The following is a 15,501-nucleotide window of genomic DNA, read 5'->3' as shown; positions in this document are numbered from 1 at the left end:
GCCCCCGGAGCATCCTCGCGATGTCCACGACCTCGACCGAGACGATCCGGTACGCCCGGTTCGCCAGCCCCATCGGCGAACTCCTGCTGGCGGCGAAGGGGGACCGGCTGTGGAAGCTCCACATGCTCCACGGCCCGTCCGACCCCCGCGCGTCCGAGGGGCTGGACCAAGCACGCTCGGCCTTCCTGGACGACGTCCGCGGCCAGCTCGACGCCTACTTCTCGGGCCGTTCGCGGGGCTTCGACCTACCCCTGGCCGGGGAAGGGACCGCGTTCCAGTCGCGCGTCTGGGCCGAGCTGTCCAAAATCCCCTACGGCGAGACGATCTCCTACGCCGAGCTGGCCCGCCGGGTGGGCGACCCGAACGCGGCCCGGGCGGTGGGAGGCGCGAACGGCCGGAACCCGATCGCGATCGTCGTCCCGTGCCATCGCGTGATCGCCGCCGACGGCCGCCTGGGGGGCTTCGGCGGCGGCGGCGACCGCAAGCTCTGGCTGCTCCAGCACGAGGCCGAGGTTTCCGGCCGCGAGGTCCCGGCCGCCTGGACCTCGCGGTAGGAGGGTGACGCCGCGGCCGTCGCGGACGATAATGGGTCTTCGCCCCGTCCCCCGAGTGATGGAGGAGGGGCCCCCCCTCGTCCCCTCCCCGAGGACCTCCATGAGATCCATCCTCGCCCGCCGGTCCGCACGCGCCCTCGTCGCGATCGGCCCGCTGTTCGCCTGCCTGGCGACGCCCGCCCGGGCCCAGACGCCCCCCCCCCGCCAGGCGGAGGAACGGACGTCGTTCCAGACCCACGCCCCCTGGGACGCCGGGCTGCAGCTGCCGGCCGACGTCGCCATATGCTACGGCGTCGACGCGAGCCTCCCCGACCGCATCCGCCAGTGGAAGGAGCGGGGCTACATCGTCCACCTGATGACCGGCGTCTCCTGGGGCCAGTACCAGGACTACCTCTACGGCCGGTTCGACGGCAAGAACCACGTCGACGAGGCCCAGACCGACCGCAACGGCAAGGTCATCTCGCACGGTGGCGACGTCTACTACATGTGCCCCGGCCCGAGCTTCGGCGAGTACCTGGCGCAGAACGTCCTCAAGGCCATCGACGCCGGCGTCGAGGCCGTCCACCTGGAAGAGCCCGAGTTCTGGGCCCGCGCCGGCTACAGCGAGGGCTTCAAGCGCGCCTGGCGTGAGCACTACAAGGAGGAATGGATCCCGCCGCACGAGTCGGCCGACGCCCAGTACCGCGCCAGCAAGCTCAAGTACGTCCTCTATCGCGACGCCCTCAAGCAAATCTTCGACGCGGTCAAGAAAAAGAACGCCGAGACCGGCAAGAACGTCAAGTGCTACGTCCCCACGCACAGCCTGGTGAACTACGCCCTCTGGAACATCGTAAGCCCCGAGTCCAGCCTGCTGACGGTCGGCGCCGACGGCTTCATCGCCCAGGTCTGGACCGGCACCGCCCGTTCCAAGAACGTGTACCAGGGGAAGACCGCCGAGCGGACCTTCCAGACCGCCTTCTTCGAATACGGCTCCATGACCGCCGCCACCCGCGGCAGCAACGGCCGGCTCTGGTTCCTCCACGACCCGATCGAGGACGACCCCAACCACGACTGGGACGACTACCGGACGAACTGGGAATGCACCGTCGTCGGCTCCCTGTTCTGGCCCGAGACCAGCCGCTACGAGGTCGCCCCCTGGCCCGAGCGGATCTTCCACCGCAAGTATCCCCGCCCCGGCGCGCAGCCCCAGGCCGGCCTGTTCGGGGGGCGTCGCCGACGCTTCCGCGAGGAGGACCGCATCCCGATCCCGCCCGCCTACGCCACCGAGCTGATGACGGTGATGAACACGCTCAACGACATGGAGCAGGACGAGATCTCCTGGGACGCCGGCACCCGCGGCATCGGCCTGATCGTCTCCGACGCCCTGATGTTCCAGCGCGAGGGGTACAAGCCGTCGGACCCGTACCTCGGCAACTTCTTCGGCCTCGCCCTGCCGGCCATCCAGCGCGGGATCCCCGCCGAGCCGGTCCAGCTCGAGAACCTGCGGACCTCCGCCGACCTGGCCCGCTACAAGGTCCTCATGATGACCTATGAGGGCATGAAGCCGCTGACCAACGACGCCGACAAGGTGCTGGCCGAGTGGGTCAAGGCCGGCGGCGTCCTGCTGTTCATCGACGACGACAAGGACCCCTACAACGAGGTCCGCTCGTGGTGGAACGCCCCCGGCGGCCCCGGCTACGCCAACCCTCGCCAGGCCCTGTTCGACGCCCTGGGCGTCGGCCGCGACGCCAAGCCCGGCTCGCACGAGGTCGGCTCCGGCCGGTTGATTTGGGACGCGTCCAGCCCGGCGGCCCTGACCTACAGGCCCGAGGGGGGCGACGCCGTCCGCAAGCTCATCGAGCAGGCCTGCGGGGCGGCGAAGCTCGACTACAAGGAGACGAACCACCTGGTCCTGCATCGCGGCCCGTACGTGATCGCCGCCGGCCTGGAATCGGCCGAGGGGGAGTCCGATCACGTGCTCAAGGGTCGATTCGTCGACCTGTTCGACGCCGACCTGAAGGTGGTGGACTCCGTGACGCTCGACCCCGCGAAGCGGTCGCTCCTGCTCGACCTCGACCGGGTCCCCTCGAAGGGCCCGCGCGTCCTCGCCGCGGCCGGCCGGGTGACCGACGAGGCCCCGAAGGGCGACGGCCTGGCCTTCTTCGTCCGGGGCCCGCAGGAGATCACCGCCTCCGTCCGCGTCGCCCTGCCGAGGGCCCCGAAGTCGGTCGCCGTCGCCGGCCAGCCGCTCGCCGACGCCCAGTCGTGGGACGAGGCTTCCAAGACCCTGCTGATCCGCTTCCCCAACTCGGCCGACGCGGTGAAGGTCGAGATCGAGTGATCCGGCCCTGAGCCTCGCGACGTCTCGGGCCTTCCCTCGACGGCGGGGGAAGGCCCGTCCTCGTTCCCGGCAAAGTCCCCCAGCGATCGGTTCAGCCGGCGGCCTCGCGGAGCGTCGGCGCGGTCGCCGCTCCCAGGGTCGGGTAGTCGATGTAGCCCTCGGGCCCGTGCGTGTAGTAGGTCTTCGGGTCGCCGGGATTGAGGGCGGCGTCGAGGCGGAGGCGGGCGGGGAGGTCGGGGTTGGCGAGGAACTTCTGGCCGAAGGCGATGGCGTCGGCCTCGCCGTCGCGGACTGCCTTCTCCGCCTCGGCCTTGCCGTAGCCGCCGTTGGTCACGAGCACGCCGTCGAAAGCCTCGCGGATGTGCGGCGTGACGCGCGGGGCGTCCGGGTTGAACAGGCGGCCGGGGCCGATCGCCTCGGCGGTGTGGAGGTAGGCCAGGCCGAACCGGTTCAACGCGCGGGCGACGTGCGTGAACAGGCCGATCGGGTCGCGATCGCTCATGGCCTTCTCGTTCATGGTCGGGCTCAGCCGGACGCCCGTCCGGCCGGCGGACCACGCGGCGGTCACGGCGTCGACGACTTCCACGAGAAACCGCGAGCGATTCTCGACCGAGCCGCCGTAGGCGTCGGTCCGGACGTTCGAGGAGTCACGCAGGAACTGGTCGATGAGGTAGCCGTTCGCGCCGTGGACCTCGACGCCGTCGAATCCGGCCTCGCGCGCCCTCCGGGCCGCCGCCGCGTAGTCGTCCACGATCCGGGCGACGTCGGCGACGGTCAGCTCGCGGGGGACGACGTAGGGCTTGTTGCCGGTCGGCGTGTGGGCGTGGCCCTCGGCCGCGATCGGGCTGGGGGCGACGGGGAGCCCGCCGCGCAGGAAGTCGGGATGCGAGACCCGGCCCATGTGCCAGAGCTGCAGGAAGATCCGGCCGCCGGCGTCGTGCACGGCCCCGGTCACGTGCTTCCAGCCCTCCATCTGGTCGTCGTCGTAGGCTCCCGGCGCGCCGAGCCAGCCGTAGCCTTCCTCGCTGATCGCCGTGGCCTCCGTGATGATCAGGCCGGCCGACGCGCGCTGGCGGTAGTACTCGACCATCAGCGAGTTGGGCACGCGGTTCGTCGCCCGAGCCCGCGTCAGGGGGGCCATGAAGATCCGGTTGGGGGCCTCGATCTCGCCGATCGTCAGCGGCCGGAAGAGCGTGTCCGTCTCGGTCATTGCGGAGTCCTGAACCGGGGTTCGAATGGCGGCCCGGCGCGACGACGCGACGGTCGGCGGGTCCCCCCCGTCCGAAGGGGGAGACGCCGCACGACTAGAGACGCGTCATCCGCGGCCAGGTCCCTTCATTCGAACTCGCCTCGCCGACGAGCGAGGCTTCCGGCCGGAGCGGCGTCACGGCATGATCTCGAAATCGATCCTTCCGATCTTGCCGGTGAAGGCGAAGGGCGAATCGGCCGCGTAGGTGGGCGAGACCGGCTCGCCGTTGTCCTTGCCGACGTCCATCCCGGCGTACGTCGTGAAACGTATGGGCACGGTCTGCTCCAGTCGGCCCTCGGCGACCACCCTGTCGGCGATCAGGAGCCGCGACCGCCCCCCGGTGGCCGGCCGGCCCGGCTTGTCGGCGAGGAACTCGTAGCGCACCTGGAGCTTGCCGGCCGGCAGGTCCTCGCCCGCCGTCAGGGTGTCGACCTTCACGCCCAGGAAGCTGTAGGTGTAGCGGAGCCGGCGGTCCTGGACGTAGATCGAGAAGCCGCCCATGACGTCGGAGTTGGCGACGAGCACGCCTTCCGCGCCGCCTTCGGGGACGTCCAGCTCGGCGGTGATCGTGAAGGAGCGGTTGTAGATCGGCGGGATCATGCCGGCTCCGATGTTCTCGGCGCCCGGATAATACGTGAAGCGGCGGCGTTCCGCCTGGGGCGGATTGAGGCCGTAGAACTTCGCGAACCCCGCGAGCAGGGGGGGCACCTGGTATTTCTCGGCCTCCGTCCAGAAGAGGGCCTTCATCTCCGCCAGCTTCTCCGGGCGCTCGGCGGCGAGGTCGCGGGACTGGGTGAAGTCCGCCCTCGTGTCGTAGAGCTCCCAGGCGTCCGCGTCGGGATCCCACTTGCCCGGGGCGAACTTCCCCAGGGCCTCGGCGTCGAGCTTCCAGGGGATGCGGTCGAGCCGGGCGCAGGCCAGCCAGCCGTCCTGATAGATGGCCCGATTGCCGAAGATCTCGAAGTACTGCCGGGTGTGGCGCTCGGGCGCGGCGGCGTCGTCGAACGTGTAGGCGAAGCTCGTCCCGTGGAGCGGCGCCTGGGGGATGCCGTCCACGATCTCCGGCGGCGCGACGCCCGCGGCCTCGAGGATGGTCGGCGCGACGTCGATGACGTGCGTGAACTGCTCGCGGAGGCCCCCCCTGGCCTTGATGCCCGCGGGCCAGGAGACGACCATCGGATCTCGGGTGCCGCCGAGGTGCGACGCGACCTGCTTGCCCCATCGGAACGGCGCGTTGCCGGCCCAGGCCCAGGCGCACGAATAGTGCGGCTGCATGACGGGCCCGCCCCAGGCGTCCATCCCGCCGTACTCCTCGATCAGCTTCCGTTGGGCCTCGGCCGAGATCGGGATGCCGGTGATGGTGGTGATCTCGTTGAAGGTGCCGGTCTCCGTCCCTTCCATGCTCGCGCCGTTATCGCCCCAGATGGCGATGATCAAGGTGTTCTCGCGCTCGCCAATCGCCTCCAGGGCCTCGACCACGCGGCCGATCTGGTTGTCCGTGTTCTCCTGGAAGCCGGCGTAGACTTCCATCTGGCGGGCGTAGAAGGCCTTCTCGGCGGGGCTGAGGCTCTCCCAGGCCGGGAAGGCGGGGTCGCGAGGGGTCAACACGGCGTCGGCCGGGACGACGCCGAGGGCCTTCTGGCGCGCGAAGGTCTCCTCGCGGAGCTTGTCCCAGCCCTGGTCGAACCGGCCCTTGTACCGGTCGGCCCAGGGCTTGGGGACGTGGTGCGGCGAGTGTGTGGCCCCGGTGGAATAGTAGACGAAGAACGGCTTGTCCGGGGCCTGGGCCTTCTGGTCGTGGATCCAGCGGATCGTGCGGTCGGTGAGGTCGTCCGGCAGGTAGTAGTCCTTGCCGGTGGGGACGCCGACGATGGTGTTGTCCAAGGCCAGCAGCGGGTCGTACTGCCCCACCGCGCCGCCGAGGAACCCGTAGAAGTGGTCGAACCCGAGCCCGCAAGGCCAGCGGTCGAAGGGGCCGGCGGCGCCCTGCTGATCGTCGGGGGTCAGGTGCCACTTGCCGAAGGCGGCGGTCGAGTAGCCGTTGCCCTGGAGGATCCGGGCGAGGCTGGCGGCGTTCTTCGGCCAGGTCGCGTTGTAACCCGGCCAGCCGCCGGCGAACTCCGCGATGTTCCCGAAGCCGACGGCGTGGTGGTTCCGCCCCGAGATCAGGGCGGCCCGGGTCGGAGAGCAGAGGGCCGCGACGTGGAAGCGGTTGTATCGCAGGCCCTCGGCCGCCAGCTTCGAGAGCGTCGGCGTCTGACAAGGCCCGCCGAACGTCGACGGGTTCCCGAAACCCGCGTCGTCCACCAGGACCAGCAGCACGTTCGGCGCCTTCGCGGCCGCGCCGGAGGGCACCGGAAAAGCCGGTTTGGAGCCGTCGAGGGTTCGCCTCGCGACCCCCTGAAAGGCCGGATCGGGGCGAGGGATGTCGTCGGCCGCCTCGGCCTTCGCCGATCGAGGCGCGTCGGGCGGGCCCGCCGCGCGGAGCGCCAGGAGGCCGCCGAAGGTCAGAACGGCGAGGGCCGCAAGGGCCGTCGCGGGAAGGCTGCGTCGCCTGTCTCGCGGGGGAATCATGAAGGGCTCCGGACATGGAAGATGGGTGACGAGGGGCCGCGCGAGTGCCGGAAGCGTCGCTTGGCTTTCGGAACCTCGGTGCCATTTCTTTAATGTAGCAGGCTCGGCCCGCCGAATATCAATCGGTCTGAAACGATTGCGTCGATTTTCCGGCCGACAGGATTAGGAGCGAGCCCATGAAGAGCCGGCGTCCGACGTTCGTCCTGCTCGCCCTCGTCGGGGTGACGTCCTCGGCCTCGGCGCAGGGGCTGATCAGCCCCGGAGCGGGCCCGATCAACCGGGCGATGGCCGGCGCCTCGACCGCCGCGCCGGTCGATTTCGGCTCCACCTACTGGAACCCGGCCAACCTCAGCGGCCTGGACCGGCCCGAGTTCCTGCTCGGTTCGGAACTTATCATCCCCAGCACCCATCTGACGACCAGCCTTCCCGCGGGGGCGATCAACGGGGTGCTTCCGCGCGAGGGCCGCTATGGCGTCTCCCGGAGCGACAGCGGCGTGGTGCCGAACCTGGCGACCGGCGTGGCCTTCCGGCTCAGCGACGACTCGCACTGGACCTTCGGGCTGGGCATTTTCGGCTACGTCGGCGGCAACGTGAACTTCGCGGGGAGCGAGACGACCCCGCTGCTGGCCTCGCGACGACCGCCCCGATCGTTCGGCTTCGGGCCGATCTGGGCCAACGCCTCGATGCTCACCATCAATCCGTCGGCCTCGGTGCGGCTGACCGATCGCCTCTCGGTCGGCGGCGGACCGGTGATCAGCAACATGGCCCTGGGCTTCTCCCCCGCCTTCTTCGCGCCGGGGCCTCGAGACGATCTCGGGCTCAACACCTACCCGACCGGGACGAACGCCCGGGCTTTCTGGGGCGGGGGCTTCCAGCTCGGGCTGCTGTATGAGATGAGCGAGGACTGGAACCTCGGCTTCTCGTACAAGAGCCCGATCTGGCAGGAGCGCTGGGGGTTCAACGCTGCGACGCCCGACCTCTCCGCGCGTCGGATCGGGATCCAGGCCCAGATCCCGGCCATCTATTCCTGGGGCGTCGCCTACAAGGGCTTCGACCGGGCCCTGATCGACGTCGACCTGAGATACGTCGACTACGCCAACGCCGCCCTCTTCGGCGAGTCGGTGCAAGACGGCGGCCTCGGCTGGCGGGGGGCCTTCGCGGTCGCCGTCGGCGGCCAGTACGCGCTTACGGAAAGGACGACCGTCCGAGGAGGCTACCTCTACAACACAAACCCGATCCCGGACACCGCGACCCTGTTCAACGTCCAGCTCCCGGGCATCATCACGAACACCCTGTCGCTGGGCGGCTCCTTCCGCCTGACGGACGACGTCACCATGTCCCTGGCCTGGGTCCACGGCTTCCGCAACTCGATCGAGGGCGGCATCCGGGAAGAGGCCCTCGCGACCGCCAAGATCGACTCCCAGTACGACTCGATCGTCGCCGGGTTCAACGTCCAGTTCGGCGGCCGTCCCGGAGCCGACCGTCGCAATCGGCCCGCGCCCCGACCGGACGAATCGGGACTCGTCGAATGACCTCCGCCGCGCTTCCCGCGGGTCATCCTTCCGACGTCCCGGCCGCCGCGGGGTCGCCGGCGCACTCGCGGGCTCGGGCGAGGAGCCAGGCGCGTTCGCGGGCGTTGCGGGTCAGCTCGGCGGCGCGAGCGAAGGCGGGGGCGGCCTCGGCGGGCCGGCCGAGCCTGGCGAGCAGGTCGCCGCGGGCGCTGAAGTAGTAGGGATAATCGCGAAGCGAGGGGTCGTCGGCGAGGCGGTCGATCACGGCGAGGCCGTCGGCGGGGCCGGTGGCCATCGAGACGGCCATCGCCCGGTTCAGCTCGACGACGGCGGACGGGACCCCCCGGGCGAGTTCGGCATAAAGGGCGGCGATCCGTCGCCAGTCGGTCTCGGCGGCGGTCCGGGCGCGGGCGTGGCAGGCGGCGATCGCGGCCTGGAGGACGTAGGGGCCCGGTGCCTCGCCGAGCCCTTCGGCGCGGGCCAGCGCGGCGAGCCCCCGGCGGATCAGGAGCTGGTCCCACCTCGCCCGATCCTGCTCCAGCAGCAGCACGGGCTCGCCCGACGGGCCGACGCGGGCCCGCGAGCGCGAGGCCTGGATCTCCATGAGAGCGACGAGGCCGTGGACCTCGGGCTCGGCGGGGGCGAGTTCGGCGAGGATCCGGCCCAGGCGAAGGGCCTCCTCGCAGAGCGAGGGCCGCATCCAGTCGTCGCCGGCGGTCGCGGCGTAGCCTTCGTTGAAGATCAGGTAGACGACCTCCAGGACGGTCGCGAGCCGGGCCATCAGCTCGGCGCCGCGAGGGACCTCGAAGGGGACCTGCTTGTCGACCAGCGTCCGCTTGGCCCGGACGATGCGCTGGGCGACCGTCGACTCGGCGACGAGGAACGCCCGGGCGATCTCGTCGGTGGTCAGGCCGCCCAGGAGCCGGAGCGTCAGCGCGCAGCGGGCTTCGGCCGAGAGGACGGGATGGCAGGCGGTGAAGATCAGCCGCAGGAGGTCGTCGCCCACCTCGTCGTCGAGCGCGGCGTCCAGGTCCGGCGCGGGCTCGGCCTCGAAGCGGGCGGCGATCTCCTCGCGCCTGCGGTCGAACGCCCGGTCGCGGCGGTGGGCGTCGATCGCGCGTCGCCGGGCGGCGGCCAGCAGCCAGGCGCCCGGTCGCTGCGGGACGCCCGAACTCGGCCACTGCTCTAGCGCGGCGACGAGCGCGTCGTGCGCGAGGTCCTCGGCCAGCCCGAGGTCGCGGGTCCGGCGGGCGAGCACGGCGACGACCTTCGCCGACTCGATCCGCCAGACCGCCTCGATCGTGCGATGGATCGGATCGGTCGTCATGACGTCCGATCAGACCAATTCCTCCGGCCCGGGGCAAGCCGGGCCCGGGTCACTTCGCGAGCCGGGCGACCTGCTCGCGGAGCCGCTCCTCCTGGGCGATCAGCTCGGGGCTCATCATCTCGCCGAAGTCCTCGGTCTCGTAGACGCGGCGGACCTCGATCTCGCACTCGGTCGCGAACGGGGCGGGGCACCGCTTGACCCATTCGAGACACTCTTCCAGCGACCTGACCTGCCAGAGCCAGAAGCCGGCGATCAGCTCCTTGGTCTCGGCGAACGGGCCGTCGATCACCGTGCGCGAGCCGTCCGGGGCGAACCGCACCCGCGCGCCCTTGGAGCTGGGGTGGAGCCCCTCGCCGGCGAGCATCACGCCGGCCTTCACCAGCTCCTCGTTGAAATTCGCCATGTCCTGAAAGAGCTTCTGGTCGGCCACCGGCGACCCCTCGGACTCGGATTCCTTCGTCGCCCGCACCATCACCATGAAACGCATCGACGGCTCCCTTCATCCAAGCGAGACCACGTTCATCCCGACCGCGAGCTCGAGGCCAAACTCCGGCCTCCGCCTCATCGGTCCCACCTCTTCGTCGAACGTCCCGGCCCGAGATCGACATCCCGGCGAGATTTCTTCGCGAGTCCACCCCCGGACGTCATGCAGCCGTGAATGGTCGCCGGACCGCTCGATCCGCGTGGCCTCCTATCGTATGCTTGACGCGGTCGCGTCCGTCGGAAGCTCGCACCTCGGCCTGAGGCGGTTGGTGAACACGATACTCATCGAGGTCGGCGTCGTCCTCCTCCTGATCTTCGCGAACGGCCTCTTCTCGATGGCGGAGTTGGCGATCATCTCGTCGCGGAAGGCCCTGCTGAAGCACGGGGCGGAGGAGGGGGACCCCCGGGCGAGGCTGGCGCTGGAGCTGGCCGAGGACCCCAACCGGTTCCTCTCGACGGTGCAGGTCGGGATCACGCTGGTGGGGACGCTGGCCGGGGTCTTCGGCGGCGCGACCCTCGCCGAGCATCTCGCTGAGGCGCTCGCGACCGTGCCCGCCCTGGTCCCCTACGCCGAGGGGATCGGCCTGGCGGCGGTCGTCGCGGCCGTCTCCTACCTGACGCTCGTGTTCGGCGAGCTGACCCCGAAGCGGCTGGCCCTGAGCCGTCCCGAGGCCATCGCGATGCGGGCGGCCGGCCCGCTCCGGCTGATCGCGATCGCGGCGGTCCCGCTGGTCGGCCTGCTGAGCTGGTCGACGGAGCGCGTCGTCCGCCTCCTCGGCGTGCACGAGACCGGGGGCTCGCCCGTCACCGAGGAGGAGATCCAGGTCCTGGTGCGCCAGGGGGCGGAAGCCGGGGCGATCGAGACGGCCGAGCACGACATGGTCCGCCGGGTCTTCCGGCTCAACGACCAGCCCGCGCGGGTGCTGATGACCCAGCGGGCCGACGTCGTCTGGATCGACGCCGAAGGCGAGCACGAGGAAGTCCGCCGACGGGTCCTGGAGAGCACCCACTCGGGCTTCCCCGTCGGCGAAGGGTCGCTCGACAGGGTGGTCGGGATCGTGCAGGCCAAGGACCTGCTCGGCCGGTCGTACGAGGAAGGCCCCCCCGACGTCCGCGCCCTCATGAAGCCGCCCCTGTTCGTCTTCGAGGGGGCGTCGGGCCTGAAAGTCCTGGAGCAGTTCAAGTCGGCGGCGACGCCGATGGCGATCGTGGTCGACGAGTACGGGGCCGTCGAGGGGGTCTTGACGCTCAACGACATCCTCCAGGCGCTGGTCGGCGACCTGCCCGACGAGGAGGATTTCGACCCCCGCGCCGTGCGTCGGGAGGACGGAACCTGGCTGCTGGACGGCACCCTCTCCATCCACGAGGTGTCCGACCTCCCCGACCTCCCCCGGCTCCCCGAGGGGGAGTACGGCACGCTCGCGGGCTTCATCCTCATGCAACTCGGCCGGATCCCGACCGTGGGCGACCGCTTCGAGTGGGAAGGGGTCGCTTTCGAGGTCGTCGACATGGACGAGAACCGCATCGACCGAGTTCTGGTCTCCGCGCCGCCCCAGACCGAATCGAACGCCGCCCCGGCCTGAGCGTCCAGCCCCCGCCGCCGGTCGCACTCCTCCAACGGAATCGCCCATGCTCCTCAACAGGCTCTTCCTGGCTTCGATGCTCCTCGGCCTCGCCTCGTGCTCGCCAAGGACCTCGCCGACCGAGCCCGCCCCCGACCGGATCATCCAGGTTTCGGTCATCAACGCCCTGATGATCGGCCGCTACGACGGCGTGGCGACGATCGGTGCGATGCTGCGCGAGGGCGACTTCGGGCTCGGGACGCTCGACCACCTCGATGGCGAGCTGATCATCCTCGACGGTCGCGCGTACCAGGTCCGGGGCGACGGCGTGGTGGCCGAGGTCGGGCCCGAAGCGACCACCCCGTTCGCGGTCGTCACGGCGTTCGACGAGGACGGGGCGTTCGCGTGCCCTCGGGTTTCCAGCCTCACGGAGCTGGAGGCCCGGCTCGACGGGGCCCTGCCGCAGGCCAACGCGTTCGTCGCCGTGCGGATCGACGGCCGGCTGGACTCGGCCACGCTCCGCAGCGTCCACCGCCAGGAGCCGCCTTACCGGCCGCTCGCCGCGGTGGCCGAGAGCCAGTCGGTCTGGAGCCGCGAGGGCGTTTCCGGCACGCTCCTGGGCATCCGGAGCCCGGCCTGGGTGCGCGGGCTGACCGTCCCCGGCTACCACTGGCACTTCCTCTCCGACGACCGCAAGATCGGCGGCCACGTCCTCGACTGCCGCCCCGCCGAGGGCCGCGTGCGGTACGACCTCGTCCACGACTGGGAGATCAAACTCCCCGATTCCCAGGACTTCGACCGGGCCGACCTGACGCCTGACCTCTCCCGGGAGCTGAAGCGGGTGGAAAGCTCGCGCGGGCCCGCCCCCGGGGCCGACCGCCCCTGACCGGCCGGCGATCAGCGGATTGACAGGGCATTTCCGGCGGGCTAGCCTGTTTTCTTGCTCGCGAGTCGGATTTCGTCCGGGCGTTTCCGCGCACTTCCCGCTTGGAACTCGAACCATCGCCGCGCCAAACACCACGACCCACCGGGACGAGGCCCGCCTGCTCGCGGACTGCCAGGCCGTGCTCGGCTACGAGTTCCGGGACCCGGACCTGCTGCGCGAGGCGCTCACGCACGCTTCGGGCGCCAACCACCGGCTGGCCTCGAACGAGCGGCTGGAGTTCCTGGGGGATGCGATCCTGGGGGCCGTCGTCTGCGAGGAACTCTTCCGCAAGTACCCCGACTACCAGGAGGGGGACCTGACGCGGGTCAAGTCGATCGTGGTCTCGCGGCGGACCTGCGCGAAGATCTCGGAATCGCTGGCCCTCGAGAACTACCTGTTCCTGGGCAAGGGGATGGGGGCCGGCGATCAGACGCCGTCCTCGGTCCTGGCGGACGTCTTCGAGAGCCTGATCGGCGCGATCTTTCTGGACGGCGGCGCGCCCGCGGCCCAGCAGTTCATCATCGGCCACATGGGGCCCGAGATCGAGGCGGCCGTCGAGGGCTCGAACGGCCTCAACTACAAGAGCAACCTCCAGCAGGCGGCCCAACGCGACTTCGGCGAGACGCCGACGTATCTGCTGCTGGACGAGAAGGGCCCGGACCACTCCAAGTGCTTCAAGATCTCCGCCCAGATCGGCGCCAACCGCTACGCGCCCGCGTGGGGGCGGAACAAGAAAGAGGCCGAGCAACGCGCGGCCCTGAACGCCCTGTGCCAGCTCGCGGGCTCCCCACTCCCCTACGAGTCGGACTGACGAGACGAGGTCGCCGTGGATGGTAAGCTCGTCACCGACCTAGGCCTCGCGCCGATCGTCTGGCTGTTTTTGTCCCTGCTCGGCTGCGTCACGCTCTTCTTCAAGTTCAGCCGGTTCTGGAGCGTCCGCAACCTGGATCTGATCCTGCTGTTCGCGCTCGTGCCGGGGATGATGATGATCGTCGGCCGCCACGGCCAGGTGCCGTGGGTCGCGTTCATCCTCCTGTTCCTGGGCTCGGCGGCCTGGCTGGCCCGCTGCCTGGTGGACCTGGGGCTCTCGCGACGGCCCTTGCTGGAGCCGAACCTGAACGCCTCGGGGCTCCTCTGCCTGTCGGTCGGCATCCTGGGACTGCTGCTGGTCGAGACGGTGAGCCTCCCCGTCGAGGACGGCGCGGCGAGGAACCCGGCGGAGCCCTCGGGGCGCGAGGACCGCGGGGCCCGTCCCCCCTCGGCCGACGAGGAGGGCGGTACGGTCAAGCAGGTGCTCGACATCGCCCCCTTGCCGCCTTCGCTCAAGCGGGAACGGCCGCAGGTGATCGTGTCTCGGGTGCTGGCCGTGCTCGCCCACCTGGCCCTCGTGACGGGCCTCTGGCTGATCGGCTGGAAGCATTACGAGCGGTCGCTGACCGGCCTATCCATGGCCGCATGCTACCTTATCCTCCCGTACACCCGCATGGCGCTGGTGGATAGCGGCCAGCTCATCCCCTCGGCCCTGATCATCTACGCGGTCCTCTGGTACGCCCGGCCGGCGATCGCCGGGCTCCTGATCGGCCTGGCGGCGGGCTGGATCCCCGCCTGCCTGGGGCTGATCTTCCTCTGGACGGGCTTCTACCGGGGCAGGTCGCGGCTCACCTACGTCGCGGTGGCCGCTTCGGTGGCGATCGTCTGCGCCCTGCTCGGGGCGGCCGGGCTGGGGCTTTCGGAATGGGCCCGGGCGCTCGGCGCGCGGAGCATCGCCGAGGTCGGCCTGCTTCCCCGGTTCGAGCCCCGATCCAGCGGCAGCAGCTTCTGGGGCGGGATCGACCCCAGCTTCCGCCTGCCGGTCCTGATCGGCTACCTGGCGATGGTGCTGGTCGTCACCTTCTGGCCGGCGCGCAAGGACCTCTCGCAGCTCATCGCGCTGTCGGCGGCGTTGCTGGCGGCCAGCCAGTTCTGGTACCTGGACAAGGGGGGGACGCTCGTCCTGCTCTACCTGCCGCTGGCGCTCCTGGTCATGTTCCGGCCGACCATGAACTCCCGCCGCCTCCGCGCCGGGGCCTTCGCCCGCAACGGCGCCGCGACGGCCTCGACCACCTGAGACCGCGCGCCGTCTGGGTCAGGAGACGTGGCCGACCGGCCGCTTCTTCTTGCGGAGCACGGGCGAATCGGGGAAGTGGCGGAGCAGCCACCGCGAGAGCCCCCAGTCCACGAACCGCGGCGCGATACGATTCATGAAGACGAGCATCCGGCCCTTCGACGACAGGGTGATCTCGCGCTTCTTCCTCTCGACGGCCCGCAGCGAGGCGGCGGCGACGGCCTCGGGGGGGGCGGTCCGCCAGTCGGAGACCGACACGCGGGCGGTCTTGGCCACCGCGTTCTCGTCGAACGGGGTCGCGGAGAAGCCGGGGTTCACCTGGAGGACGTGGATGCCGTAACGCTTCCACTCGATCCGGATCGACTCGACGAAGCCCGAGACCGCGAACTTGCTGGCGCTGTACTCGACGCGGCCGGGGAGGCCGCGGCGGGCGTTGATCGAGCCCATGACGAGCATCACCGGGTCGAGCCCTTCGCTGAGCAGGGGGAGGGCGGCGCGGCAGACCTCGGCCATCGCGAAGAAGTTGATCTCGAAGACCCGACGGAGGACCCAGGCGTCGTGGGTGTCGAACTGGCCGTTCGCCCCGACGCCGGCGTTGTTGACGACCAGGTCGAGGGCCCCGAAGCGGGCGCTCACGGCGTCGAACAGCCGCTGCCGATCGGCCTCGACGGTCAGGTCCCCCGCGACGACCGCGATGCGGTCGGGGTCGGCGCCGGCGTCGATCAGCCCGCAGGCGACCGCATCGAGCCTGGCGGCGGACCGACCGGTCAGGACGACGCTCGCCCCGCGTCGGACGAGATCCTCGGCTATCGCTCGGCCGAGCCCTGAGGACGCGCCCGTGACGAGCGCGCGCGTGTCTTTCCACGATCGTGTGTGGGACATGGCCGTCTAC

At 70.6% G+C, this 15,501-nt stretch carries 12 protein-coding genes; 7 read left to right on the top strand and 5 right to left on the bottom strand.

Features of this window, described 5'->3' with window-relative positions; all coding sequences use genetic code 11:
* Positions 1-20 precede the first annotated feature (20 nt).
* Positions 21-554: a methylated-DNA--[protein]-cysteine S-methyltransferase gene (locus tag G6O68_RS26700; RefSeq protein WP_315852143.1), complete on the top strand. Its 534-nt coding sequence runs from the start codon at positions 21-23 to the stop codon at positions 552-554.
* Between the two features lie 100 nt (positions 555-654).
* Complete coding sequence (locus G6O68_RS26695) at positions 655-2,874, top strand: hypothetical protein (RefSeq protein WP_165251913.1); 2,220 nt, start codon at positions 655-657, stop codon at positions 2,872-2,874.
* A 91-nt stretch (positions 2,875-2,965) separates the two neighbouring features.
* Here G6O68_RS26695 and G6O68_RS26690 read toward each other — a convergent pair whose 3' ends face one another.
* Positions 2,966-4,084, bottom strand: coding sequence for an alkene reductase (locus G6O68_RS26690; protein WP_165251911.1), 1,119 nt, complete (start codon positions 4,082-4,084; stop codon positions 2,966-2,968).
* A 174-nt stretch (positions 4,085-4,258) separates the two neighbouring features.
* Positions 4,259-6,697 carry an arylsulfatase gene (locus G6O68_RS26685; RefSeq protein ID WP_165251909.1) on the bottom strand — a complete coding sequence of 813 codons (2,439 nt, stop codon included), beginning with the start codon at positions 6,695-6,697 and terminating at the stop codon, positions 4,259-4,261.
* A gap of 176 nt (positions 6,698-6,873) precedes the next feature.
* Here G6O68_RS26685 and G6O68_RS26680 point away from each other — a divergent pair, with 176 nt between their 5' ends.
* A complete protein-coding gene (locus tag G6O68_RS26680; RefSeq protein ID WP_165251907.1) occupies positions 6,874-8,229 on the top strand; it encodes an OmpP1/FadL family transporter in 1,356 nt (451 codons plus the stop codon).
* Between the two features lie 22 nt (positions 8,230-8,251).
* Here the strand turns inward: G6O68_RS26680 and G6O68_RS26675 are convergent, their stop codons facing one another.
* Complete coding sequence (locus G6O68_RS26675) at positions 8,252-9,535, bottom strand: RNA polymerase sigma factor (protein WP_165251905.1); 1,284 nt, start codon at positions 9,533-9,535, stop codon at positions 8,252-8,254.
* Between the two features lie 49 nt (positions 9,536-9,584).
* A complete protein-coding gene (locus tag G6O68_RS26670) occupies positions 9,585-10,022 on the bottom strand; it encodes a YciI family protein (RefSeq protein WP_165251903.1) in 438 nt (145 codons plus the stop codon).
* A 265-nt stretch (positions 10,023-10,287) separates the two neighbouring features.
* Between G6O68_RS26670 and G6O68_RS26665 the strand changes: the two genes are divergently transcribed.
* From G6O68_RS26665 to G6O68_RS26650, 4 genes are all read left to right on the top strand, one after another.
* Positions 10,288-11,601, top strand: coding sequence for a hemolysin family protein (locus G6O68_RS26665; protein ID WP_165251901.1), 1,314 nt, complete (start codon positions 10,288-10,290; stop codon positions 11,599-11,601).
* A gap of 46 nt (positions 11,602-11,647) precedes the next feature.
* Positions 11,648-12,466 carry an acetolactate decarboxylase gene (gene budA, locus G6O68_RS26660; RefSeq protein ID WP_165251899.1) on the top strand — a complete coding sequence of 273 codons (819 nt, stop codon included), beginning with the start codon at positions 11,648-11,650 and terminating at the stop codon, positions 12,464-12,466.
* 178 nt (positions 12,467-12,644) lie between these two features.
* Positions 12,645-13,316 (top strand): ribonuclease III, encoded by a 672-nt coding sequence (gene rnc / locus G6O68_RS26655; protein WP_240911521.1) that lies wholly within the window; start codon positions 12,645-12,647, stop codon positions 13,314-13,316.
* Positions 13,317-13,331: 15 nt separating this feature from the next.
* Positions 13,332-14,612: a hypothetical protein gene (locus tag G6O68_RS26650; protein ID WP_165251897.1), complete on the top strand. Its 1,281-nt coding sequence runs from the start codon at positions 13,332-13,334 to the stop codon at positions 14,610-14,612.
* Positions 14,613-14,630: 18 nt separating this feature from the next.
* On the opposite strand, the gene G6O68_RS26645 is transcribed toward G6O68_RS26650, so the two are convergent.
* Positions 14,631-15,491 (bottom strand): SDR family NAD(P)-dependent oxidoreductase, encoded by an 861-nt coding sequence (locus tag G6O68_RS26645; protein WP_165251895.1) that lies wholly within the window; start codon positions 15,489-15,491, stop codon positions 14,631-14,633.
* Positions 15,492-15,501 lie beyond the last annotated feature (10 nt).

It is taken from the genome of Paludisphaera soli (assembly GCF_011064595.1).
GTDB lineage: Bacteria > Planctomycetota > Planctomycetia > Isosphaerales > Isosphaeraceae > Paludisphaera > Paludisphaera soli.
This window is presented reverse-complemented; position numbering and strand designations above follow the sequence as displayed.

Coding starts and splice junctions, on each gene's coding strand:
- budA (WP_165251899.1), top strand. CDS start 11,648: ATGCTCCTCAACAGGCTCTTCCTGGCTTCGATGCTCCTCGGCCTCGCC.
- G6O68_RS26675 (WP_165251905.1), bottom strand. CDS start 9,535: ATGACGACCGATCCGATCCATCGCACGATCGAGGCGGTCTGGCGGATC.
- G6O68_RS26670 (WP_165251903.1), bottom strand. CDS start 10,022: ATGCGTTTCATGGTGATGGTGCGGGCGACGAAGGAATCCGAGTCCGAG.
- G6O68_RS26645 (WP_165251895.1), bottom strand. CDS start 15,491: ATGTCCCACACACGATCGTGGAAAGACACGCGCGCGCTCGTCACGGGC.
- G6O68_RS26695 (WP_165251913.1), top strand. CDS start 655: ATGAGATCCATCCTCGCCCGCCGGTCCGCACGCGCCCTCGTCGCGATC.
- G6O68_RS26685 (WP_165251909.1), bottom strand. CDS start 6,697: ATGATTCCCCCGCGAGACAGGCGACGCAGCCTTCCCGCGACGGCCCTT.
- G6O68_RS26700 (WP_315852143.1), top strand. CDS start 21: ATGTCCACGACCTCGACCGAGACGATCCGGTACGCCCGGTTCGCCAGC.
- G6O68_RS26680 (WP_165251907.1), top strand. CDS start 6,874: ATGAAGAGCCGGCGTCCGACGTTCGTCCTGCTCGCCCTCGTCGGGGTG.
- G6O68_RS26690 (WP_165251911.1), bottom strand. CDS start 4,084: ATGACCGAGACGGACACGCTCTTCCGGCCGCTGACGATCGGCGAGATC.